Annotated in this window: 18 protein-coding genes, 2 pseudogenes and 1 riboswitch; of the genes and pseudogenes, 16 read left to right on the plus strand and 4 right to left on the minus strand. The window is 45.0% G+C overall.

All coding sequences use genetic code 11. The annotated features are described in order from the left end of the window. A pseudogene (locus TCA2_RS26395) lies at nt 1–753 on the plus strand (hypothetical protein); the annotation flags it as partial. 326 nt (nt 754–1079) lie between these two features. Beyond that, a complete protein-coding gene (locus TCA2_RS22130; RefSeq protein WP_238546480.1) occupies nt 1080–1748 on the plus strand; it encodes a PilZ domain-containing protein in 669 nt (222 codons plus the stop codon). Between the two features lie 82 nt (nt 1749–1830). On the opposite strand, the pseudogene TCA2_RS28095 reads toward TCA2_RS22130, so the two are convergent. Continuing rightward, a pseudogene (locus TCA2_RS28095) lies at nt 1831–2438 on the minus strand (GGDEF domain-containing protein). A gap of 55 nt (nt 2439–2493) precedes the next feature. Continuing rightward, nucleotides 2494–3477: a cache domain-containing protein gene (locus TCA2_RS27730; protein WP_238546482.1), complete on the minus strand. Its 984-nt coding sequence runs from the start codon at nt 3475–3477 to the stop codon at nt 2494–2496. A gap of 192 nt (nt 3478–3669) precedes the next feature. Between TCA2_RS27730 and TCA2_RS22140 the strand changes: the two genes are divergently transcribed. Beyond that, nucleotides 3670–4941 (plus strand): FG-GAP-like repeat-containing protein, encoded by a 1272-nt coding sequence (locus TCA2_RS22140; protein WP_047913785.1) that lies wholly within the window; start codon nt 3670–3672, stop codon nt 4939–4941. Nucleotides 4942–4999: 58 nt separating this feature from the next. On the opposite strand, the gene TCA2_RS22145 is transcribed toward TCA2_RS22140, so the two are convergent. Next, nucleotides 5000–5854, minus strand: a complete 855-nt coding sequence (locus TCA2_RS22145) for an SDR family oxidoreductase (protein WP_047913786.1) — start codon at nt 5852–5854, stop codon at nt 5000–5002. 136 nt (nt 5855–5990) lie between these two features. Here TCA2_RS22145 and TCA2_RS22150 point away from each other — a divergent pair, with 136 nt between their 5' ends. The 8 genes from TCA2_RS22150 to TCA2_RS22185 all read left to right on the plus strand — a co-directional run bounded on the left by TCA2_RS22150 (nt 5991) and on the right by TCA2_RS22185 (nt 18441). Next, on the plus strand, nt 5991–6269 hold the full coding sequence (locus TCA2_RS22150; RefSeq protein ID WP_047913787.1) for a hypothetical protein: 279 nt from the start codon (nt 5991–5993) through the stop codon (nt 6267–6269). A gap of 117 nt (nt 6270–6386) precedes the next feature. Then, nucleotides 6387–6653, plus strand: a complete 267-nt coding sequence (locus TCA2_RS22155) for a DUF2798 domain-containing protein (protein WP_047913788.1) — start codon at nt 6387–6389, stop codon at nt 6651–6653. Nucleotides 6654–6772: 119 nt separating this feature from the next. Then, nucleotides 6773–8665, plus strand: a complete 1893-nt coding sequence (locus tag TCA2_RS22160; protein ID WP_052512268.1) for a TerB N-terminal domain-containing protein — start codon at nt 6773–6775, stop codon at nt 8663–8665. Between the two features lie 16 nt (nt 8666–8681). Next, a complete protein-coding gene (locus tag TCA2_RS22165; RefSeq protein WP_047913789.1) occupies nt 8682–10043 on the plus strand; it encodes an ATP-binding protein in 1362 nt (453 codons plus the stop codon). Further along, nucleotides 10040–12244, plus strand: coding sequence for a DEAD/DEAH box helicase (locus tag TCA2_RS22170; RefSeq protein WP_370510380.1), 2205 nt, complete (start codon nt 10040–10042; stop codon nt 12242–12244). Before TCA2_RS22165 ends, TCA2_RS22170 begins: the two co-directional genes overlap by 4 nt. A 393-nt stretch (nt 12245–12637) precedes the next feature. Next, the gene (locus TCA2_RS22175; protein ID WP_047913790.1) at nt 12638–13108 is read left to right on the plus strand and encodes a heme-degrading domain-containing protein; all 471 of its coding nucleotides are present in this window, start codon (nt 12638–12640) and stop codon (nt 13106–13108) included. A gap of 210 nt (nt 13109–13318) precedes the next feature. Next, on the plus strand, nt 13319–14824 hold the full coding sequence (locus tag TCA2_RS22180; protein ID WP_052512269.1) for an extracellular solute-binding protein: 1506 nt from the start codon (nt 13319–13321) through the stop codon (nt 14822–14824). 200 nt (nt 14825–15024) lie between these two features. After that, on the plus strand, nt 15025–18441 hold the full coding sequence (locus TCA2_RS22185) for a pectinesterase family protein (protein WP_052512270.1): 3417 nt from the start codon (nt 15025–15027) through the stop codon (nt 18439–18441). A gap of 66 nt (nt 18442–18507) precedes the next feature. On the opposite strand, the gene TCA2_RS22190 is transcribed toward TCA2_RS22185, so the two are convergent. Continuing rightward, a complete protein-coding gene (locus TCA2_RS22190; protein ID WP_047913791.1) occupies nt 18508–19302 on the minus strand; it encodes a helix-turn-helix domain-containing protein in 795 nt (264 codons plus the stop codon). A gap of 114 nt (nt 19303–19416) precedes the next feature. After that, a riboswitch (ZMP/ZTP riboswitch) is annotated at nt 19417–19494 on the plus strand. A gap of 99 nt (nt 19495–19593) precedes the next feature. Between TCA2_RS22190 and TCA2_RS22195 the strand changes: the two genes are divergently transcribed. The 5 genes from TCA2_RS22195 to TCA2_RS22215 all read left to right on the plus strand — a co-directional run bounded on the left by TCA2_RS22195 (nt 19594) and on the right by TCA2_RS22215 (nt 23341). Beyond that, nucleotides 19594–20205 (plus strand): DJ-1/PfpI family protein, encoded by a 612-nt coding sequence (locus TCA2_RS22195; protein WP_047913792.1) that lies wholly within the window; start codon nt 19594–19596, stop codon nt 20203–20205. Nucleotides 20206–20382: 177 nt separating this feature from the next. Continuing rightward, nucleotides 20383–21318 (plus strand): LytTR family transcriptional regulator DNA-binding domain-containing protein, encoded by a 936-nt coding sequence (locus TCA2_RS22200; RefSeq protein ID WP_238546483.1) that lies wholly within the window; start codon nt 20383–20385, stop codon nt 21316–21318. A gap of 169 nt (nt 21319–21487) precedes the next feature. Further along, nucleotides 21488–22342, plus strand: coding sequence for an ABC transporter ATP-binding protein (locus TCA2_RS22205; protein WP_047913794.1), 855 nt, complete (start codon nt 21488–21490; stop codon nt 22340–22342). Then, complete coding sequence (locus tag TCA2_RS22210; protein WP_047913795.1) at nt 22339–23085, plus strand: ABC transporter permease; 747 nt, start codon at nt 22339–22341, stop codon at nt 23083–23085. Before TCA2_RS22205 ends, TCA2_RS22210 begins: the two co-directional genes overlap by 4 nt. Nucleotides 23086–23137: 52 nt before the next feature. Next, a complete protein-coding gene (locus TCA2_RS22215; RefSeq protein WP_238546484.1) occupies nt 23138–23341 on the plus strand; it encodes a DUF6440 family protein in 204 nt (67 codons plus the stop codon). Nucleotides 23342–23603: the final 262 nt, after the last annotated feature.

Raw genomic sequence — 23603 nt, forward strand, 5'->3', positions numbered from 1 at the left:
GGGGCAGTCGGTGCAACCGGTCCAACGGGTGCGACGGGTGATGCCGGGGCAGTCGGTGCAACTGGTTCGACAGGAGCAACGGGCGAAACCGGGGCAGTCGGTGCGACCGGCTCAACGGGAGCAACGGGAGAAGCCGGAGCAGTCGGTGCAACGGGTCCGACAGGAGCGACAGGAGAAGTCGGAGCAGTCGGTGCAACTGGCCCTACAGGAGCAACGGGAGAAGCAGGAGCAGTTGGAGCCACGGGCTCAACAGGAGCAACCGGTGACGCAGGGGCAGTCGGTGCAACTGGCCCGACAGGAGCAACCGGTGATGCAGGAGCAGTAGGGGCGACAGGTCCGACAGGTGCAACTGCCGCATCGCCTGTGCTGGCTTTTGCAAATGTTCCCGCAGCCATAGCTATGCCTGCAGCGACGGAGATTACGCTTGCGACAGTAACACAGGATACTACAGCAGGCCTCCCGCTTAAGTTAGATTACACACTCTCTGCAGAAGTCGATACGACAGCAGATTGGTCGGTTCAGATGGAATTTAGATTGTACCGGGATGCAACCTTGATCAATTCACAGATCATCATTAGAAGCGGTAGTACCGCAGGTATTCAGCGGTTTATCATTGCGAATACCTATGTAGATACAGCTCCTGCAACGGCGACAAACACGTATACTGTCAGAGGATTTTTGACGGCAAGCACGAATGTGACCTCTGTATCCGCAAATAATACCAACTTCAACGCGATTTCTTTCCCAACATGATGGTGCTGTTATTTTATCCCTACCTTCGTTAGATTAAATATCAATTCACAAGCAGGGCTTCAATAAGAGCCCTGTTTCTTTTTGTCAAATGAAGCTCTTAAAATGGAATAACAGCAAATATTTCAAAAAATGACGTATTATCCGATAAATTTTAATACAGGGCTGAATCACATTTCGATTCTAGCTATAGTGACTATGACACGTGAATATAAAAAACTACATTTCAAATCTCTGATATTCTTATATAATAATGCTGATCATCATTTTTCCAAAAACACACAACGATGTATTTTCAATGCAGCTTTTTATTATTTCAGGAGGAATACATGATGAGCATAGATAAAATTAACGAAGCCTCATTAATAGACTGCGTCGTCGTTGTACGGAGTAAGCTCCGCTCGGTTGGAGGGCGTATCTCTTATATAGAAGGCGATGTATTTGAAGTGATGTTTGAGGTGGAGGAGAATATCCCGTTTCCGTTAGGTAATTCGGTGGGGATTACGATCTACTCAGCTGATGGGTTAATTGTGTTTGATACCTATCCCATTGCAAGCTACTTGCAGCGGATTCTATGTATTTTGCCACCAGATTTGCAGAAAAAGATGCTGAATAGACGAAAAGATATCCGTATTCCGGTCAGACACCTGAACTCTTGTCTAGAGTCTTTGATACCGCACGCTTCCTCCAGTCCGATTATATTTGAGCAAGGGCTGCAATGTGATATTAAAAATATTAGCTTGGGAGGCTTGCTGTTCTCCTTAGAAAGTCCGATTCCAATTCAGGAGAAGGATATCGTCCGTGTGAATCTCGACGGGAATCTCAGGCTTAATGCGATAATCAGACATCATCAGAACCTGGATACAGAGTATAGATACGGTGCAGAATTCGTGGAGATATCGAAGGAGGATAAGCATACGCTCAAATCCCTTATTATTAACCAACAAGCTACGCATCGTCCAATGCAGATTGGGATTGAGCATTATTTGAACGATTGATAATGGTGAAGCGAGAACAGGGCTTTTGCGTCAAAATGTATTGGATATAAATAACCCGGCATCTGCCGGGTTATTTGCATAGCTATTCATCCGATGATTTGATATCTTCATGCTGATAGAAGGTGACCCGGTTTTTTCCGGATTGCTTGGATTGATACAGGCTTTCGTCTGCAAGCCGAATTATACTTCCCACATCACTGTCATGGGTCGGGTAGAAGGATACACCCATACTGCAGCCGATCGTTACATGATTAAGATCAATTATAAACGGGCTGTTGATCGATTCAATCATCCGAAGAGAAATCGTGCGTGCCATCTCCATCGCTTCATTCTTCTCGGTGCGCAGAATAATCAAAAATTCATCACCGCCTAAGCGGACAACGATATCATACTCTGAGTGGCTTCTCTTAATCGGCTTGCTGCCTTTTGCAATAAAATATCACCCGTCTGATGTCCCAGAGTGTCGTTAACAAGCTTAAATCCGTCCAAATCCAAATACATAAAAGCTAACGTCTCATGCTCTGGATTCATATCCATAATGGTGCTCTCCAAATAAATCTCAAGTGCCGCCCGATTAGGTAAGCCTGTCAGCTGATCCCGATGAGCCTGATTCTTCATATCACCCAGCGCTGTTTCGGTTCGAACCAGTGTATCGACCAGACTGCGAAGAGACAAGGAGAGGATCTGCATATCTGAGAAACTCTTATATACCGGGATTTTAACATCTTTCCCTTGTCTCAGCTGATTAGCCGCATTGGATTCCCCGGATCGGCTTCGTAATTCGCTCGGACAATAACCAGCCGATCGCAGCAAAGATGAGGGCAGCGGCTGCCCCTACCATAATAAACTGTCTTGTCAGCTCGTTAAGACCAATAAAGGCTGTGGCTTCGGGCTGCCTGACGAGTACGGACCAGCCGAGACCCTCATAATTCAAATATCCATCTCCATAGGCATAGCCGGTTAGATATGTTTGTCCATCGGGCCATTCTTCAATTTTCCATGAATTTTCACCGTTTTGCACATTTTGGATGGATTGAATGTCTAGTTGTTGACCCACCATATCATCGGGCCCTAACAGAATCGTGTTATCGTTCTTACTCACTATGAACAGCTCCATACCCTGCGTATGCTGCTGCTGAGGCTCTAATATCGTGCGCTCTACCTCTCTAGACCATTCCCAGCTGAGGTGAGCGGCGAGCACTCCTTTTACCTGACCGTTACGGTCCATTACCGGCATACTAATATCGACAAACTGCAGCGGCTCTCCGCTAGGATTGGGCAGAAGCTTGGCCAGCAGAACAGCATCGTGAACATCACCAATGAATTTCCCTTTGATTCCTTCCTTGAAGACAGGACGTTCAGAAATATTGGACCCGACCAGAATTCCATCCGTCGCCGCCATCACATCTCCGTTCACATTCATATAACCTATCCATGAGAAAGAAGGAAAGCTCGTTTGAAGCTGGCCCATTAATTTTTGAATTTCGGAGATCTCGTTATTCTGGGCCAGTGTATATGTAGCGGCCAGCATTTCAACTTCTCCCTGCCTTGACCACATAAAATTGTCCAGCTTATCTGACATCTGATAGGCGATGTTGGCAAGGGATTGACCAATCTCCTTCTGGAGGCTGTTCTCGGCACGATGACTGAGAATGGACCCCATTATGAGTGTGAGCATGATAACGATTACAGTGAATGCAAAGACAAGAACAGTACGAAGTTTGAACATGAGGCCTCCTAAGCGCATGACAGAAATACTCGAAATTTGACGAACAGAGTGAATATATCATGAACAGGATATATATTCCATACCCAAAAGCACATCTACAAAAAAGTCCAATTGATGGAAAGATCGTGTTAACGTATGCTGTACAAAGTAAACGCTAATCTACACTACATTCAATGATATGGAGGACCACACATGATACTTCAGCAATCCGATCCAGTTTGTCTTGCATCTGTTGATGCGAGTGCAGCTGGCCCTAACTGTAAGATGTTATTCGGGGATCTCAATAACGATGGAAGATTAGAACTGGTCATGATTCAGCCGGATAACCGCAAGGATGTAAGGTATATCCCTCATCAGGTGCAGTGTATCACGGTATTTGATCTGGAGGGACGGATGCTCTGGCAAAGAGGAACTTCGGATAGGGATGCAGGCACACAAGGATCGGATTATCCTGCACAAGTGTATGATCTGGACGGTGATGGACAGCTGGAAGTCCTGTGCGTGATGAATGACCAGTTCCATATCATTGACGGGACCACAGGGGAGAGTAAACAGGTCTATGACCTTCCATCTCCGGAAGCGCATGACTGTATTATTATCGCGAATTTGTCGGGAAAGGATCGTCCTACAGATCTATTGCTTAAAGATCGTTATCATCAGATATGGGCATTAAATTCTGAGTTTGAACTGCTGTGGACGCATCAAGGAAATCCCGGGCACTTCCCGTGGGTTTACGATATCGATGGTGATGGTAAAGACGAAGTCATGGCAGGGTATGATCTGCTGGATTCAACTGGAAACGTACTATGGAGCTGTCAGGACTTGTCTGATCATGCAGACTGTATATGGGTAGGGGATGTAAACGGTGACGGAGAAATGGAGATTGTCATTGGCGGCAGTGTAACGGTCATGATGGATAAGCATGGAACTGAAGTATGGAGATATGAGGACTCCATTGAATCCCAGCATATTGCGCTTGGACGATTCCGAGACGATCTGCCGGGGCTCCAAATTGCAGGACTGGACCGGATCATTCGCGGAGATGGAAAATCAAGCCTTAAAGGCAAGGATGGAATGTTCATGCTGGATGCAAACGGTCAAGAAATATGGAAGGAGCATCGTCAAACAGACGGCTGGCTCACCATTATAGATACCATCAGCGGCTGGGATGAGAGCGGGATGGATTACATACTAGCTTATAGACGTGGAGGGGGTATATTTCCTACGCTCTATGACGGTGATATGAATGTGGTTACAGCCTTTCCGGTAGATGGTTATGTAGGGCATGCTGATTTTCTAGGTAACGGCCGGGAGCAAATTGCAATTCATGATGGGGATACGATTCACATCTATTCTTCGCATGCAGATTCTATCGCAGTTATGCCGGGAGCGAAGCCTTTAGTTCAAACGAAGCGACTATACAGCTCTACCATTTATATGGGCGGAGAAGTTATCAAATCTTAAGTTAATACAAGGGACACCTATTATTGTTGATCATGCCAGCAAAATAGGTGTCTTTATTTTATTTACCGTTGCGTGTCATTCTAGCCAGCTCATCCCACTGTTCATCCGTCACTTCTGATAGCCCGTTAAACTGTCCTGCTCCCTGCAGCCATTCACCGCCATCAATCGTTATGACTTCACCGTTAATGAAGCCTGCATAGTCTGATATAAGAAAGGCCGCCAAATGAGTAAGCTCCTCCTTACTGCCAGCGCGTTTGATAGGGATGCGATCAATCAATTGCTGCTGGAGCTCAGGTGTGGGAGAGAGTCTTGAGTCTGCACCATCGGTTGGAAATGCTCCCGGTGCAATGGCAACCTGACGAATTCCATAAGGCGCCCATTCCACCGCTAGTGAACGAGTAAGGGCAAGCACGCCTGCTTTGGCTGCAGCAGAAGGGGTTACGTAGCCCGATCCCGTTGAAGCATAAGTCGTTACAATGTTCAGTATCGTTCCAGGATGACGAAGCTCAATCCATTGTTTGCCGACTTCAAGGGTCATATAGAAGGTACCATGCAGCACGATGCCAAGAATGGAATCTACTGCCCGATGAGACAATCGCTCGGTTGGACTTATGAAGTTGCCTGCTGCGTTGTTGACAAGAATATCAACTTTTCCGTAATGAGAATAAACCGCTTTCACAAATTCACTCACTTGAACAGGGTCTCTTACATCACAGGATTGTACATAGATGTCCTGACCTTTAGAGCGAAACACCTCAGCCGCTTGATCCAGGGCTGTCTGTCTTCTTCCGCATATGGCGAGCTTGGCACCAAGCTCTGCGAATTGCTCACTCATGGCCTGGCCGAGGCCGGTAGCACCTCCCGTAACGATAATGACTTTGTCTCTTAACAAGTCGGGTGAAAAAGGATTCATATGATCACTCCTTATGGAGATTTTACTTCACTGTGATAACAGATTATCATGAATAGTAACCGAAGTCATCGTAAAAAAGACTCGTGAAGATCGGGTGATTTAAGCAGCACTATCATTCAATTAAGGAGTGAAGAGCATGGAGAGGCTCGCCACACAGGCCTACTATAAAATGTTACGTAAAATCGAAGGTATTCATATGGAGACGATAGCTGATGAGCGTGAATTAGTTCTGTATCCTGATAAAATTGTTACAAAATATCGGGAGTTTCCACTGGAAAAAGTATTTGATCTTTCCTACAAAAAGGTTGGGGAGATGGATGGACTGCTCTATCTGCACACACAGCAAGGCGTTTATCCTTATACTGTCAAAGAGAATCCGGCAGCATTCATTCAAGCGGTCAAAGAAAGAATATGAGGAACAGAAGGTCTGGACAGATCATTGACGAACTACAGTCTTACTGATAAAATACATCGTTATGCGGCTCAGCAGCAACATGAGCATATAGATCAAAGAATAACGGAGAGTAGCATAATGAAGCTGAACAAAAAGTACGAAACGATTATTTTTACCTTTTTTATGGCGTTCGGAATGTCATGTCTGATGTCATTTGTCATGATGTCCATTAATTACGGGTTCCATGATTCCTTCTTAATGATATGGATGCGTTCTTGGGGTATTGCCTTTTTGCTGGCCTTTCCTGTCGCCTATTTTCTTCCGAAAGGGATCCGCAGAGTGATGAAGAGAATCCAGTTTGTGGAATATACGAGAGATACACCGCAGAGCACAGAACTGAAATAATATGCCCGCGCTGAGGAGGAGGATTCGCACATTGAATCCTTCTTCTTTTTTGTGCAGGGATAGATGCTCATTTCCTTGAAGTGTTATAATCTAAGTTGTGATGGAGGGAGGTATGTCCTATGAGTAACAACGATCGGATCCGGTTTGCCGAATTTGATCTGTCAGGAAATGAACGGGATGTTCCCATTGCTCCAATTGAAGCCAATTCCACGGATATTAAGCATAACAATTCTAGTTCTAGTGATTCCACATATAATCGAACCCTTAATTTGCCGATAGATGATCTGGACATTCCAGATGTGCTGATCTGGGAGGAAGCGAAGACTGAGAAACCACCTAAGGAAGGTTATGCAGAGCTCAGTAAAATGCAGGATGACCGTCAGAATCAGTCAGATAAACTACCTATTCAAGAGGTTCCTTATAGGGAATCTGTTCGTCAGATTTATGCCCCTAAGGAAGCTGTACCCCAGGTGAACTGGGAACAGGATTTTCGGTATATATCCCGTGAGCAGCAGTTTGTACATACAGCCAAAGAGTTGTCCGGGCATACTGCTGAGCAGGCCTCGTTTGTTCCTTTTCACAGCTACTGGCCGACTTATGACCAGATGAGACCTGAGCAATACCAGTGGTATTTTTACTGGAGATCTGAAGTGCGGATGGGTCATTATCCAGTGACGGATTTGTCCTATCTGTTTGTGTATATATACGAGCTTATTAACGGGATAGGCTGGGTTGACCCTACCGATGGCTGGGAGCGGCTTAATAAGGTATGGCAGGCTTACCGTAAACATCATCCGAAGCTGGACAACTACATGAGAGAATGGCTCTATGATTTTGCGACGCTGCATCAGCTGGGTTATGTCCCGCCTCCTATGCATAAGAAGCTGCCTCGCAACATGTCGAATGAATTGAAGGAGCTGGAATGGAAACGGAGATTCACCGCTGAACCGGTAGAGCTGTCTTGGGACAACCTTTTTGTCATGCTGGATTATGATCCTGAACGAAGCCGGTTTTATATCGAGAGTGGTCGATATGAGATGACGAGATTTACTCCGAAGGTCATTGCCCTTGTTGATCAATATTTATACAGATCCCATGGAGCCCGGCTGATCCAGCGCTTTGAACCCCAGTCTTGGCGTGTGAAACGGACGCTGTTCAAGAGTGCACTATATGATAGTGACATCTACGGACGAACGATAACCGTTGACTATGTTCCCATCAGCGAGCATAAGCCGCTAAGAGCTTATCTCACTCAGCTAGTACGGTTCACTGAGAATAAGCTGCGAGAATTGAAAGGATTTAAAGGCCGACTAAGAGGGATTGAGCTGGAACAAGATGTGGAGGAGCTTATTTCACGCTACTTGGCAAAAGAAATGAACGCACTCCAAGCCGAAACAGCTCGGGCAGTTAAGCCACAGATCCACATCAATCACCACAAGCTTGAGCGCTTAGCACGTGAATCCAATGAAGTAAGAGATATGCTGATGCTTGGCGTAGATGATGAAGAGCAGGCAGTGAATACATCCAGTAAGGCACAGATTAAACATAGAGGACATAACAGATTAATGGAACATAGCGGCTCCCAAGCAGCTTCCTTGAAGCGCGAGACTGGAGGACAGCAGATTATTCAGGCCGTTATGGACTTTGATGCACCTGCTCCTCTATCTGTAGACGAAATTGAAGAAGTGAATCTCGTATCAGCTGTTGTTGCGGAGAATCAAGTGGAAGAGCAGCCTGCTGTGGTATGGAACGTGGAAGAGCTTGATGAGGAATGGAGAGATTTTGCCGCTAGCTTACAGCATACACATCTCGAAATTTTGCTCGCACTTAAGAACAGCCATGGTGCACAAGCGCTGCAGGCTGCTGCCAGCAGAGCAGGCTCCATGCCCGCTGTGTTGATTGAGGAGATTAATGAAGCCGCAATGGAGCATATCGGAGACTTGATCATTGATGAGGACATGATTGTCGAAGATTATATGAGTATGCTGGACAAGCTATGTTCCGGAGAATGAAACGGGGTAATAAATAATGAAATCATTGAAAATTCCAAAACGTCTGACGACGGCGCTTGTAAACTCGTTAACTGCAGGCGTAGTCCCCAGAGTCGGACTTGAACATATTGCTGTTGGACGCAAACCTGAGGTCGAATCGATCTTAAGAGATATGGACAATATCGCCGAAGGCGGCGCTGCCTTCCGTTTAATTACAGGTAGATACGGAAGCGGCAAGAGCTTCTTGCTCCAAATGATCCGTAATTATGCGATGGACCGAGATTTTGTCGTCGCAGACGCGGATCTGTCCCCGGAGCGTCGTCTGGTCGGTACAAAAGGACAGGGACTGGCCACTTACCGGGAACTAATGACCCATCTATCCACCAAGACCCGTCCTGATGGCGGCGCACTAGAGGCCATATTGCAGAAATGGATCGCTGCGATTCAGCAGGATCTGATGCTAGAGTCCGGACTTAAGCCGGATGATCCCGCGATCACCCAGAAGGTTGAGGTCCAGATCTATGCTGTTGCAAATGAAATGCAGAACCTGGTACATGGATTTGATTTTGCCAAGGTGCTCGCAGCTTATTGGAACGGTTACAAGCTGGGGGATGATGATCTCAAGGGTGCATCCCTTCGCTGGCTCCGCGGGGAGTATACGACCAAGACGGAAGCTCGCAAGGAGCTCGGCGTCTCTGTCATTATAGATGATGACAATTGGTATGATTATACGAAGCTGTGGAGCGAGTTTATTGCCAGGATTGGTTACAAGGGTCTGCTGTTATTCATAGATGAAGGTGTAAACTTGTACAAAATTACGAACAGTATATCCCGGCACAGCAACTACGAGAAGCTGCTGACGATGTTTAACGATACGATGCAGGGCAAAGCAGAGCATTTAGGTATATACATGGGAGGCACGCCACAGTTTGTTGAGGATGAGCGAAGAGGGCTGTTCAGCTATGAAGCACTGCGATCTCGTCTAATCGACGGTCGTTATGGCGGAGGCCTGTTAAAGACGTACACTTCTCCCATTCTTAAGCTTGAAATGCTGTCGAATGAGGAGATACTCATTCTGCTGCAAAAATTGCGTGAGATTCACGCGATGCATTTCCAATATGAAGCTCAGCTGTCCAATGAGCAGCTGATAGCCTTCATGCAGGCCGCAGTGGGCAGACTGGGAGCAGAACAGCTTCTGACGACACGTGAAGTGATCCGTGATTTCATGGACCTGCTTCATACGATGCATCAGCATCCAGAAACGACCTTTGAAGAGCTGCTGTCTGACCGTGAACAGGAGAGTGAACATCGTAACGGGTCTGGGTCCGTATCCGTGTCATCTAAGGAAGAACGCGCTTCAGATGATCTGGATGACTTTCTCGCGGAGTTTGACCTATGAGCATGAACCGGACACCCAATCCTTTTACGCGTCTGGCTCCCTTCATTCAAGAATTTATATACAAGAAGCGGTGGGAGACGCTTCGTGAAGCACAAGTGGAAGCGTGCCGTGTCATCTTTGACACACCGAATCATTTGCTGATTGCTTCGGGTACTGCTTCGGGGAAGACTGAAGCCGCTTTTTTTCCCGCACTAACAGAGCTGTATAATCATCCTCCAGAATCCGTAGGGATACTCTACATCGGACCGTTAAAGGCGCTGATCAACGATCAGTTCGAGCGCGTAAGCGATCTGCTGAAGGAAGGTAATGTACCAGTATGGCATTGGCATGGGGATGTTTCGCAAGCAGAGAAGACCAAGCTGATGCAGAAGCCTTCGGGAGTCCTCCAAATTACGCCGGAATCATTAGAAGGATTGCTTATGAATCGGCCCAATGCAATTCCAGCCCTGTTTCATGATTTAAGATACATTATCATCGATGAGGTTCATGCCTTTATGGGAGCCGATCGCGGTATACAGGTTCTGAGTCAGATGACAAGGATAGAGCGGATGGCTTCCTGTTCGCCACGTCGGATCGGCTTGTCGGCAACCTTAAGCGATTATGAATCGGCTGCAGGATGGCTTGGTGCAGGAACAGCCATATCCACTGAAGTGATTTCCCCACAAGGAGGGAGGAAGCTGAGGCTGTCTGTTGAGCATTTCTCCCTGCCGGATGCCCGGGATGAGAAGCAGGCAGAGCAGTTAGAGCTGGCCAAGCAGGCCTATCATCAATTCATATATGACGTAACTCATCTGAAGAAGGCGCTCGTGTTCACTAACAGCAGATCAGATGCGGAACTTACTACACTTGAGCTACGACGGATCGCGGCAAAAAGGGAGCAGCGTGATGTTTTCCACGTCCATCATGGCAGTATTTCCGCCATGCTGCGAGAAGAGACCGAAGCTGCACTGAAGACAGGGCAAGGACCCGCGGTGGCTGCCGCGACCGTTACACTAGAACTTGGCATTGATCTTGGTGAGTTAGAGCGAGTGATCCAGCTCGGCGCACCCTACAGCAGCTCCAGCTTCGTTCAGCGTCTGGGCCGCTCAGGCCGTAGAGAGGATCAGGCGTCAGAGATGATGTTCCTCATTCCTGAGGAAGAAGATGAAGAAGCACAGCTTCCTGCTCGGATGCCGTGGACACTGCTGCGTGCTATAGCTGTGATCGAGTTGTATCTGCGGGACAAGTGGGTAGAGCCGGTGGACGTACGGAAGAAGCCTGTCGGTGTGTTGTATCATCAGACGATGAGTACGTTAAAAAGCATGGGGGAAGCAACCCCGGCTGAGCTCGCAAGACATGTACTCACACTGCCTTCCTTTAGAGAATTTACTACGCATGAGTATAAGCAATTCCTGACGTATCTATTGCAGACGGATCATATTCAGCGTACAGAGGAGGGCAGCCTGATCATCGGACTGGGCGGGGAGAAGATTGTGAACAATTACCGGTTCTACGCAGTCTTCAAGGATGATGAGGAGCATGTTGTATATAATGGGTCGGAAGAAATCGGATCAATTACAACAGTACCGCCTCCTGGCTATTGTTTCTCTCTAGCAGGTAAGCTCTGGAAGGTCGAAGAGGTTGATGTCAAGCACAAAGCACTGTATGTCAAATCAGCTAAGGGCAAGGTCGATACACTATGGCTCGGTGCAGGAGGAGATATCCACACCAAAGTCATGCAGAAGATGCGAGAGGTCTTGGCAGGCAGCACCATATACTCATATCTAGCTGCAGGCGCAGTTAATCGGCTTGAGCGAGCTCGAAGACTGGCTCGGGAGAGCGGGCTGCTAAACAGCATGATTATACCTGCAGGAGGAGATTCGCTCTTCATTCTGCCGTGGGCGGGGAGCAAGCAGTTTCGTACCTTGGAGCGGCTGCTTAAGCATAATTTATCCCAGCGATTGAATTTACGATCTATCGTGCCTATGGAGCCGTACTATATGGTTGTTTCCGGTAAGACAGATCCGATCACCATGGATCATGCGATCAGCGAAGAGCTATTAAATCTTGAGGACCCCAGCCTGTTGCTGGAGGCGGAGGAAGCGCCATACTTAGGAAAATATGATGAATTCGTATTTCCTCAGCTTGTGCGAAGCGCCTTTAGTGTAGATGGGCTTGATGTTGTGGGTCTTGCACAGACGTTAGGATTAAAGAGCAAATAGAGGATCAATATAAATAGTAAGAACAGGTTTGGAAAAGTGATATGTAATTTTTAGACAGTGTGATCATATGAAGGTCACACTGTTTTACGTTGAACTGAGTGACGGGTGTAGCTGTTGACCAGATTGCTGAAGCAGTAATAGAAGGTTACAAAATGGTATTTATCTTCCACAGCTAATCAAAAACAACATTTAATACGTAACTAATAAGGAACAACCATTATTTTCGTAATAAATATTATGTAAACTAATCTGTTTTATAAATGATGATAGAAATTTCATTCTAATAGTATGATCCTGCAATAAAAATTTTCTCTGCGACAAAAGCAGCTCTTCGTGATACGATTTTCTTAGATATTACAATACATACTTAACTAATCATGAGGAGTGAAGAGGATGCTGGAAATTAGTGAACGAATTAAACAGATGGAGCTTGAGGAAGAGGAGCTGCGTTTTCCTTCATTTACGAACGAAACTGCATTGAATTTGGGTCTGGCGATCATTGAAGAAGCCAAGAGAACGAATAAGAACATCACTGTAGAAATATATCGCTCCGGCCAGCGGCTGTTCAGTCATGCGATGGAGGGGACATCGGCTGATAACGAGCATTGGATTCGTCGCAAAAATAACGTCGTTCAGCATTTTGGCATGAGCTCCTGGCACGTGGCTCTGCAATTGCGTGAAGAAGACAAGAATCTTGAGAATGACTATGGACTTGCATTTGCTGATTATGTGGCTGCAGGCGGTGGTTTTCCCCTCATCATTAATGAATTAGGACAAGTTGGTACAATCACCGTCTCCGGCCTGCCTGATCAAGAGGATCATGATTTGCTGATTAGTGCACTTAGAAGATTTTTAGCATTATAGGACTACAAAAGTGAAAGCTTCGGAAAGATCAAACTCTTTCGAACTTTCACTTTTTTTGTTGTTATAGGTGTTAAGAGAGCCGTGATGTCATATGACTGAATTCTTTATATAGAGCAATTTTTGGCCAAATTTGAATGCTCTATGTCCAATTTCTCAGCTCCTCGTATGATAAAATCCAATTAATTATCCATTAAGAAAAGGGGAGTCTGAATGAATATGAAGTTGATGAAGCTCGCGGCACTGACCCTATGCGGCTCACTGTTGTTAACCGCTTGCGGTGAAGCAAATTCCGCTGAAGAGCCGCCTAGTAATGAAAACGGTATGGCCAATATCAGCTGGATGAATATTTTGCATGCACCGTCGCCACCGACCGATACCGTGCTAAGCAAAATTGAGGAAGTAACACAAACAAACATTGATTTTGCTTGGGTGCCCGATTCCTCGAAAGAAGAGCGAATCAATACCTCGCTTGCTTCTGACTCATTGGCCGACATTGTATCACTTACGATGCTGGAGAATTCATCCGTTCGCAATGCTTTGAAGGCAGGCGTTTTTTGGGAAGTGAGTTCCTATTTGGATGAATTCCCGAATTTGGCGGCGATCTCACAGGACATGAGAAATTCAGCGTCTATTGAAGGTAAGCTATACGGTATTCCGATGCAAAAGGATGTAGCGAGAAACGGTGTGATCATACGCAAGGATTGGCTCGATACATTAGGGCTGTCTGTACCACAGACGACAGATGAGCTGATGGAAGTGGCAAAAGCATTTACCGAACAAGACCCCGATGGCAATGGTGTGAAGGATACGACCGGTTTTATCGATCGAAGTGATCTCGTATTCGGGGCATTTAAGACGCTCGGATCTTATTTTGGAACACCTAGCAGCTGGGCTGTCAGCGATGATGGCAAGGTGACTCCCGAGTTCGAAACAGAAGGTTATGTGAAAACGATGGATTTTATGAAGCAGCTTTATGAAGGCGGTTACATTAATCAAAGCTTTGCGGTTACAGCCAAATCGGATCAGCAGCAAGGTTTCTCACAAGGTAAGGCAGGCATATATGTGGGAGCCCTATTCGACAGTAAAAACCTGCTTAACTCTGCCAAAGGAGTTCAGGATAATATGGAGCTTGTCATGGTTAACGATATCACATCTACAGGGAATAAAAGTGATCGCGCCATCTGGTCTACGAGTAATGGGGTAGGAGGACTCCTAGCTTTTCCTAAATCGGAAGTAAAGGATGAACAGGAGCTGAAGCGAATTCTTCAATTTGTAAACGATGTAATGTCTGAAGAAGTGTACACGCTAATGACTTATGGTATTGAAGGTATACATTATTCAATGAATGAAGATAAATCGGTAACCATTATTAATCAAAAATTGTGGGAACAGGAGGTTCAGCCGTTTGCCTCCTCCAGACCGAAGGAGCCCGGCTATGAAGTCCACGATAATGATCCGCTGAAAACGGAAGCAGGAAGGCTCATTCAAGATAACGCCACCTTTGCTGTACTCAACCCTCTATACTCGCTGGAGTCTGATACGTATTCCTCACAAGGGTCTGAGCTGCAAAAAATCATTACGGACGCGACCTATAAATATATTCTTGGAGATATCAATTTGGATGAATTTAAGCAGCAGGTTCAAAGATGGAGAAAGAGTGGAGGAGATCAGATCATCTCAGAATATGAAGCAGCTTATAAAGCGGTAAACAGCTAAGAAAAGTGAATATCAGGCTCAATCGTCGGGTGCCCGAGCAGTGCGAAGTTTTTCTTACTGCTCGGGCACCCGAGCTAATCTCATAATATGACAGCGCATTCATAAAAGAATCCATTTTCACTTGAAAGGGGTGATTGTATTGGACGAGTAAAGAAATGAACTAGGCAGAAGACGAAATTATAACTTAAAGGAGGAAGTTTATGAAAAAAATAGTGTCAGTATTACTCGCTGCATCTATGCTCATGATGACTTCATTAACGGGCATGACATTTGCGGAAACAGCACCTGCTGTGCAAGATGAACGACTGCCGGCAGTCAGCAGAGATTACACGACGGTAGAGAATAGCAGTGGCACAAGCTTTAATTCTAGTGAAGAAAGCGCAACACCAGAGGGAGAACAGGGAACGGTCTATTATGTTAATGAGGATTTTGAGGACACGGCTGTCGATACAACTCCAACTGGATACACATTTATGCCGAATCCGCAGGACACGGATCATATAGTAGTGGTTAAGGACATCCCTTCCGATACCACTGGTAATGGATCAGACAAAGCCCTCTTACTATACGATAATGCGGTCGGAAGTACCGAGTTTTTACGCAAATTTGCACCGCAGAAGGGTAAGTTTATTCTGGAAGTCGATATGACCTCTCCAGGCTGGCCAGGTACCGCAACCGTTCTCAATCTTCAGGACGAGACAGGAAGCAAAACGGCCTTGTCCATCCAATTACGCAAACCAACAGCGCCTGTTGCAGAGCCAGATTACACATTGGTTTACAAAAGAAATGGAGCAGATTACAAACTCGCCGATCCTTTAGTTAATAATCAATGGTACAACCTGAGATTAGTGACGAACGTAGCAGCGAAGACTGCAGATATTTATCTAGATAATCAGCTAGTGGCAGATGATGCGCCACTTGAAGCAGATCTGACAGCTTCAGGAATAGGCCGGATCTCTACCAAAACGCCAGGAACGGGTAAAGGAACGATCTACTATGACAATCTTAAAGTATATGTAGAGCCGGTAGAGAGTCCGAAGGGACTCACTGCAGTACCCGGCAACGAAAAAGCCCAGCTCCAATGGACGGCTGCTGAAGGCGCTTCTACTTATACTGTCAAGAGGAGCATGACAGAAGGCGGTCCTTATGAAACTGTTGCGAGTGGAATTACTGATGTTTCCTATATTGATGAGGACTTGGTGAATGATACAACTTATTATTACGTCGTGACTGCAGTGGGATCAACGGGAAAGAGTGGCTCTTCGAATGAAGTGACAGTAACTCCTTCCTCGGCAGCCATCAGACCCGATCCACCCGCGGGAATTATGATCTCCGCTCGAAGCGCGCAAGCTGATTTAAATTGGCAGGGTGTTGAGAATGCCATCAGCTATACGATTAAGCGAAGCACGAATCCGGAAGGTCCATTTGAGACGGTTGCATCGAAGATAACCACAACCTCCTACAGAGACGGTGGATTGGATAATGGAACGACGTATTATTACGTCATTTCTGCGGTAAGCATTGGTGGAGAAGGTGACAACTCCAAAGCGGTAACAGTAACACCTACAGATCATCTATCGACCCCAACGGTTACAGCAGCACCGCTGCCTAATGGAGCAGAGCTCCATTGGGAGAGGTTAGATGGCGCGTCACTTTATGAAGTGCGTCGTTCCGATACTTCGGAAGGTCCCTATCAATTAATTGGAACCGTATCCGAATCTACGTATCTTGATTCCGGACTCATGATCGGATTTCCGTATTATTACAGAGTCACTGCAGTGAGCGACCACTCGCGTAGTCTCGATTCAGCAGCCGTAGGCATCCGTCCATCTGCTATCGACGGCACACCTGCAGCACCTTCTGGATTGACAACTGAACCGGCAGCCGAGAGTGTGGTACTGAATTGGGATTCCGTCTCAGAGGCAACATATTATTCTGTCAAACGGAGCAGTTCAGAGAATGGTCCATATGAGCTGATTGTAAGCGATCTAACCGAGACAAGCTACACGGACAGCGGACTCACGAATGGGGTTCCTTACTACTATATTGTTACGGCTACAAACGCTGCGGGGGAGGGAGCTTCCTCTATTCCCTTAAAAGAGGTACCTGCACAGGTGATTGTAGTTGCTAAAGACGACGCCGGACAATATTCTAATGTGCAAGATGCCATTAATGCGGTCCCAAGCAACAGTCCGGCTCAGACGGTAATTAAAATTAAAGACGGCACGTATCGGGAGAAAATCAGTGTACCATCCGATAAAATCAATATACGTGTAATCGGAGAAAGCAGAGAAGGCACGATACTGATCTATGGAGACTCTGCCAGCACCTTAGATGGGAATGGGAACCCGCTGGGAACTTCCAACAGTTATAGCTTCAGGGTTCTGGCGAATGATTTCACAGCGGAGCGGTTAACTATACAAAATGATGCAGGCATTGATGCGGGCCAGGCAGTCGCGTTATATGCCAATGCAGATCGACTCGTATTCCGGGATGTCAGCTTGCGAGGACATCAGGATACGTTATACGCTAATAATGGACGTCATTATTATAAGGACAGCTATATCGAGGGAACTGTAGATTTCATATTTGGAAATGCTTCTGCTGTATTTGAAAATAGTGACATCCATAGTCTCCGTAATGGTTATGTCACGGCGGCTTCGACTGGTGCAGGAAAGCCAGGTTATGTATTCATTAATAGCCGGATTACAGCAGATCCAGGCGTAACAGGAGTAACACTGGGAAGACCATGGCGTGCTGATGCCAATGTTATTTACGTGAACAGCTACCTTGGTGAGCATATATCTCCAGAAGGCTGGAATAACTGGGGCAATGTGAATAATGAAGCCACTGCACGTTATGGCGAGTATGCGAGTTATGGACCTGGAGCCAATCCGAAGAGCAGATATCGCTGGACTAAGCAGTTAACACTTGAAGAGGCGGCATGGTATACGCCGGCTAACATTTTGAGTGGAAGTGATGGCTGGAACCCGGTTGATTCAATTGACTTGGCTAATAGTAATCGGGAGCTGGAAGCATTGAATGTGGATGGTGTGGCTGTACCTGATTTTGATCCTCAGGTGACTGATTACCAAGTTGAGCTGGAAGCCCAAAGTGAGATCCCAATCGTTACTGCTACAGCTCAATCAGAGAAGTCTGTCATTTCGATCGAGCAAGCAGAGAACGTTCCTGGAAGTGCGGTTATCCATGTAACTTCTCAGGACGGAGGCGTCAAAATCTATGAGATCGAATTTGTCTTCGGCGAGGATGAATTGCCCCCTGTTCTACAGCTTGAAGTGGATAAGCCTGTCCTCAAGGCAAGAGGGCATCGAATGGAGACGATTCGAGTCACTGCTAACGCAACCGATGAGGAATCTGGAATAGCTTCCATCACTCTCGTATCCATTACCAGCAATGAACCTGACAATGGAAAAGGCGACGGAAACACGAATAATGATATTCAGGGAGCAGAATATGGTACTTCAGATTTTGAATTTGAATTAAGGGCAGAGCGTTCAGGCGCTGGTTCAGGGCGAGTGTATACAATAACGTATGAGGCTGCTGATGATGCCGGTAATCGAACCACTGCGAATGTAACCGTCACTGTTGAACACTGATTACATTAATCGAAGTAAGGGAGTGCCTATCTTAATAGGCACTCCTTTGCTTTTATTCATGCTGATTCATTTCAGGTATTTTGTAACGTTATTTCTAAACTCTCTCGGCGTCATGCCGTATATGCTCTGAAATACTCGATTGAAGGTTCGTTGACTATCAAATCCAGCATTGCTGCTAATGGTCGTAAAGGATGCGTCTGTGGTACGAATCAACGTTGAAGCGTATTCGACACGGAGAAGGGCAAGATAATTTCGGAAGTTCATTTTTATCCGTTCCGAAAAGATGCGAGAGATATAGTATTTGCTGACAGAGAATTCAGCAGCAAGGGAATCTAGTGTAATCGGCTCGGTAAAGTGATTAGCTAAGTATTCCATAATTTTTTTAGACATGTCCTGGACAGGTATTCGCGGCCTCTCAGTGAGTTCGATTTGGCGAAGAAGATGTGACATGATGATATAAGTAAACCCCAATTTTGCAGCAAAATCCTCGCTTTTGACAATTTGATTGAGAGCATAAGCTGCATCTTGATGAATATTGGCTCTCGATATTAAAGGTGTAGCCGGTTGAAATTGAATCAGATCAGGAAAGATACCTCCAAGGATACGAGGATTAAATATAATCAGCATGGCGTCTGCGGGATCCTGTCCAACTCTATAGTACCTGTGTACAATGTCCGGTAATATTAACGCTGCCTCGCCTTCTTGCACTTCGTATGCGCTTTCATTTATTTGTATTCGCTGTTTACCGGAGAAAACATACAGGATTTCGATATGTCCATGCAGATGAGCAGGAAACGTGAGCTGTCTCGCATTATGTTTAATAATCAAATCACCAGCACGAATTTCATAAAAAGGTATCATGACATGACCTCCGATTTGCGCAGTATTAGACTGCTGGGGGTTGCATTATGTGGTATATGTCTATTTTCATATCATGTGTTTGAGTTTAATTCAAGTATTGATATAATCATGATATCGGATATGCGTAACTGGCGTAACGTGGAGTTCCACGAGGAAGCGCATATTGTCATGCCGTACGCCTGGGCGGAGTATTTGATATAGATCAAAGCTTATGGTTCTGTCTTCTACAGTATTTGATCTTACATCAGATACTTTTTTTGTTTAACAAATAAGAAAAGGACGGGTGCACAAATGAAGATTGGATTTGTACTTTTCAACGGCATGACAAGCATGGACTTTACTGGATTTTACGAGGCTATCACCTGGTTAGGCATATTAAAGGCGAAAGAGAACGTATCATGGACCTTTTGTTCGGACAGGGAAGAAGTAACAGATGATCGGGGACTAACGATGAAGGTGAATGAAGTAGGTCCGGATCTAAGCAAGTTTGATCTTGTCTTTGTCCCTGGAGGAATGGTGACGAGAGAACTTCGGAATGACAAGGCTTTTATCGATTGGATCCGGACTGCCGAGAATGCTCCATATAAGGTGTCTGTCTGCACAGGTGCGTTATTGCTGGGAGCTGCAGGTTTTCTTGAAGGAAAACGAGCCACCACCAACTCTTCGGCTTACGATTTGCTGGCTCCGTACTGCGAGGAAGTTATTGAAGCACGCGTCGTTAGGGATGATAGGGTAATAACCGGCGGTGGGGTGACGGCCTCTATCGATTTGGGTTTATATATCATCGAGTGGCTTACAAATGAAGCTACGGCACGACTTGTACAGAAGAAGCTTGAATATCCATATTATCAGGCAGGTAAACTGAGTGATGTATATATAAGTTGCACGAAGCTTAGATTGTAATCTTCAGTCGTATTAAGCTATTCTTTCTCTTCTTTTGGGAACTTTATCAGTAACGGAATCGTATTAGTCAGAGTGTTATGGATCCTAAAATACGAAAAAGAAAGTGTGTATTGAATGCCTTTGATCTCTTTAGAAAAAGTAATGAAGCAAGTTGAAAATCGTACGGTGTTAAAAAATATGGAGCTCGTTATTGAGAGTGACTCACATATCGGCATCAAAATGTCCAATGAAGAAAGTGCAGCGCTATTTGATCTAATCTCGGGGAAGCTTCAGCCAACAAGTGGGTCGATTCGGAGAGAAACGAGTTCCATTCTAGCAGCCAGCCAGGATGATGGCTTATACGATACGCTGACGGTCTACAGCTACTTAACGTTTTTTAAACGGATCGCCTATTTTCCTCATCCATTAGAAGAATATATTGCCGCTTTTTCTCTATCCGATGTTTGGCGGACAAAGATTAAGAAATTGACAGAAGACCAGAAGAAGAGGGTCAGCTTATTTCGCATGTTTCTATTCCGCGCGGATATAATATTAGTTCAGAATCCACTCCATAATCTAACAGCCGAAGGAATCGAGCTCTATTTAACGGCACTGGAATATCTTCGTTCACATCATACGGCCACCTTAATTACATCGAACTCTATAGAAGAGTTATTGCTGTTAAGCCGTGATATATATCGATATAACCGATTGATGGGACTTGAGAAAACGGACCTTGTCAATGAACCGATCCCTGTTACATCTGAACAGAATGAGAGCATTAAATTTACGCCAAACAATGTATTCAAGGTCAGCAGCAAGCTGGCAGATAAGACGATCTTTTTTAGTCCAGACGAAATTGATTATATCGAGAGCATCAACAGTGTAAGTAATATTCGCATCGATGAGGATTACTTCCCGACGGATTTAACGATGAACGAACTGGAAGAGAAGTTAACTAAATTTGGTTTCTTCCGATGTCACCGATCTTTTTTAGTCAATTTGCAGCGCGTGTCTGAATTGATCAGTTATTCTAAAAATAGTTATACCTTGATCTTGAAAGGGAATTCGGATGTGAAGCTTCCCCTCTCCCGCAGCCGGCTGGAGGAAATGAAACAATTAATTGAAATTTAAAGTACATTTGAGGCTGGAATGAGTACATTTCGGCCTCTTTTTGTTACATTTGAGCTGTTTGCATTACCGTTCGGCGTTATTTTACGACATTTTTGCTGCCATTCGTTAAATTAGAGTACAGAAGGACAACATCATCATCTTTCAATATTAGCGGAGGAGAGAAGAGCGAATGGACAGAAATACGGTGATTTACGCTGAACAATTATCCAAAAAATTCAAAGACGAGTCTGCTCTGAAAGGGCTCGATTTTTCAGTACAGTCAGGAGAAATTTTTGGCTTTCTTGGACCTTCTGGTTCAGGGAAAACAACGACGATCAAAATATTGACAGGACAATTAGCACAAACTTCAGGAAGAGCCATCGTGTTAGGTAAGCCAGTTGAACAAATGAATGAACGTAGTTATGAACAGATGGGTATGGTTACAGATCATAGTGGCATTTATGAAAAAATGTCGGTGTACAGCAATTTGAATTTATTCGCCAAAATTTTGGGGGTCAAGAAAGAACATGTAGATTCTCTCCTACAGAGAGTTGGTTTATTGGAGCACAAGCATAAACCAGCCGGCAAATTATCGAAGGGCATGACTCAGCGCTTAGTTCTCGCACGAGCGATTCTGCATCAGCCGAAGGTGCTCTTTTTGGATGAACCTACAAGCGGGCTAGATCCGAGTACAGCAATTTCTGTGCATGAATTACTAATCGAGTTAAAAGAGAAAGGGACGGCTATTTTTCTAACGACTCATAATATGGAAGAAGCATCGACCTTGTGTGATCATGTTGCATTGCTAAATGATGGTCTGATTGTAGAGTATGGGACCCCAAAAGCGTTATGTCTCAAGTACAATCAGAATAAAAGCTATCGCATTTTGTTAAAGGATGAGAAGGAGCTGACACTACCGCATTCCGAAGAAACAGGCCGAAGAATAAATCAATGGATGGCTGATGATCAGCTTGTTACGATACATTCTAATGAACCGACACTTGAAAAAGTCTTCTTGGAATTGACGGGGAGGGAACTACATTGAACATTTCATTAAGAAAAATAAGAGCCATTACAGGAATGAAATTTCAGACCATTATCAATAATACAGGTGTTATATTAGCACCTATACTTGCCCTATGCTTTGTGTTTGCCACCCGAAGTTTATTACCGGATTTGAACGTAAGCAGCGAAGGGTTGACGTTCTCAACGAATGCATTTGTGCTAAGCTTTGGGATTGTTTTTAATATCGCCATCGCTGGCATCTCCATGAGCAGCAGTCCACTTGCAGAAGAAAAAGAAAAAAACACGTTAAGAGTACTCATGACATCTTCAGTAAACGGCGTAGAGTACCTCATCGGAACTTTGCTGCCACCCTTATTTATTCTCATAATCGTTAACATTCTGATGATTCCGGTGAGTGGAACTTCATTCGCAGAGGTGCAGTTTGGAAGCTTCTTGTTGATGACAACGGCTGCCAGCTTTATAAGCCTGATTATTGGATACATTGTAGGCATATTTGCGAATAACCAGGCACAGACAGCGCTTGTAACGATGCCGATTACAGTAATACTAACTTCTGTCCCTGCAGTCAAGCTGTTCCATGAGGATTTGTCAAACATATTAAACTACACTTACACAGGTGTCTTAACGAACTTTACCAATAGTATATTTGCTGATGGTGGTTACCAATGGAATTTGAGAGATATTAGTGTGCTCTTAGGCTGGCTCATCATTTCTATCGTCGTATTTGTGTATGCTTACAAGAAGAATGGACTGGATCGTTAACGATATTAATGGTTTATGTCATGAATAACAAAAATTTATTGAGGAGTGGTAGATGATGTTTAGTAAAAAAGGGGATAAACGTTTTGAAGAAAAGCTGGTACAAAATTATCAGCATGGCTTGCTCTATATTTTGGTGGATCGTCAAACTGGTGTGAATTATCTTCATGTATGGAATCCGCAAGGCAGTGGCCTTACCCCTTTATTGGATGCGGATGGAAAAGTGATTGTCGATCCAGTAGAAGGAACGGATCAATAATATCTTCGACATGAATCCAAACGGCAATCATGCAGAAGCAGTAAAGCTCATCGTCGGTCTTCTTGAACAAAAGTAATAACTTTACAAGAATCACTAGGGGCCTTGGCTCTTTGTGGTTCTTTATTTTTCTTGATCGGATCTGCCTAACACGAAATTACTATAATATGTCCGGTATTAACTGAAAGAAGAATAGAGTAATATTTACAAATAAATCCATCTATATAGCTTTTCGAAAGGAAGTGATAGGTAGGTATTCTATTAA

Source organism: Paenibacillus sp. TCA20, assembly GCF_000732325.1.
Lineage (GTDB): Bacteria > Bacillota > Bacilli > Paenibacillales > Paenibacillaceae > Paenibacillus > Paenibacillus urinalis.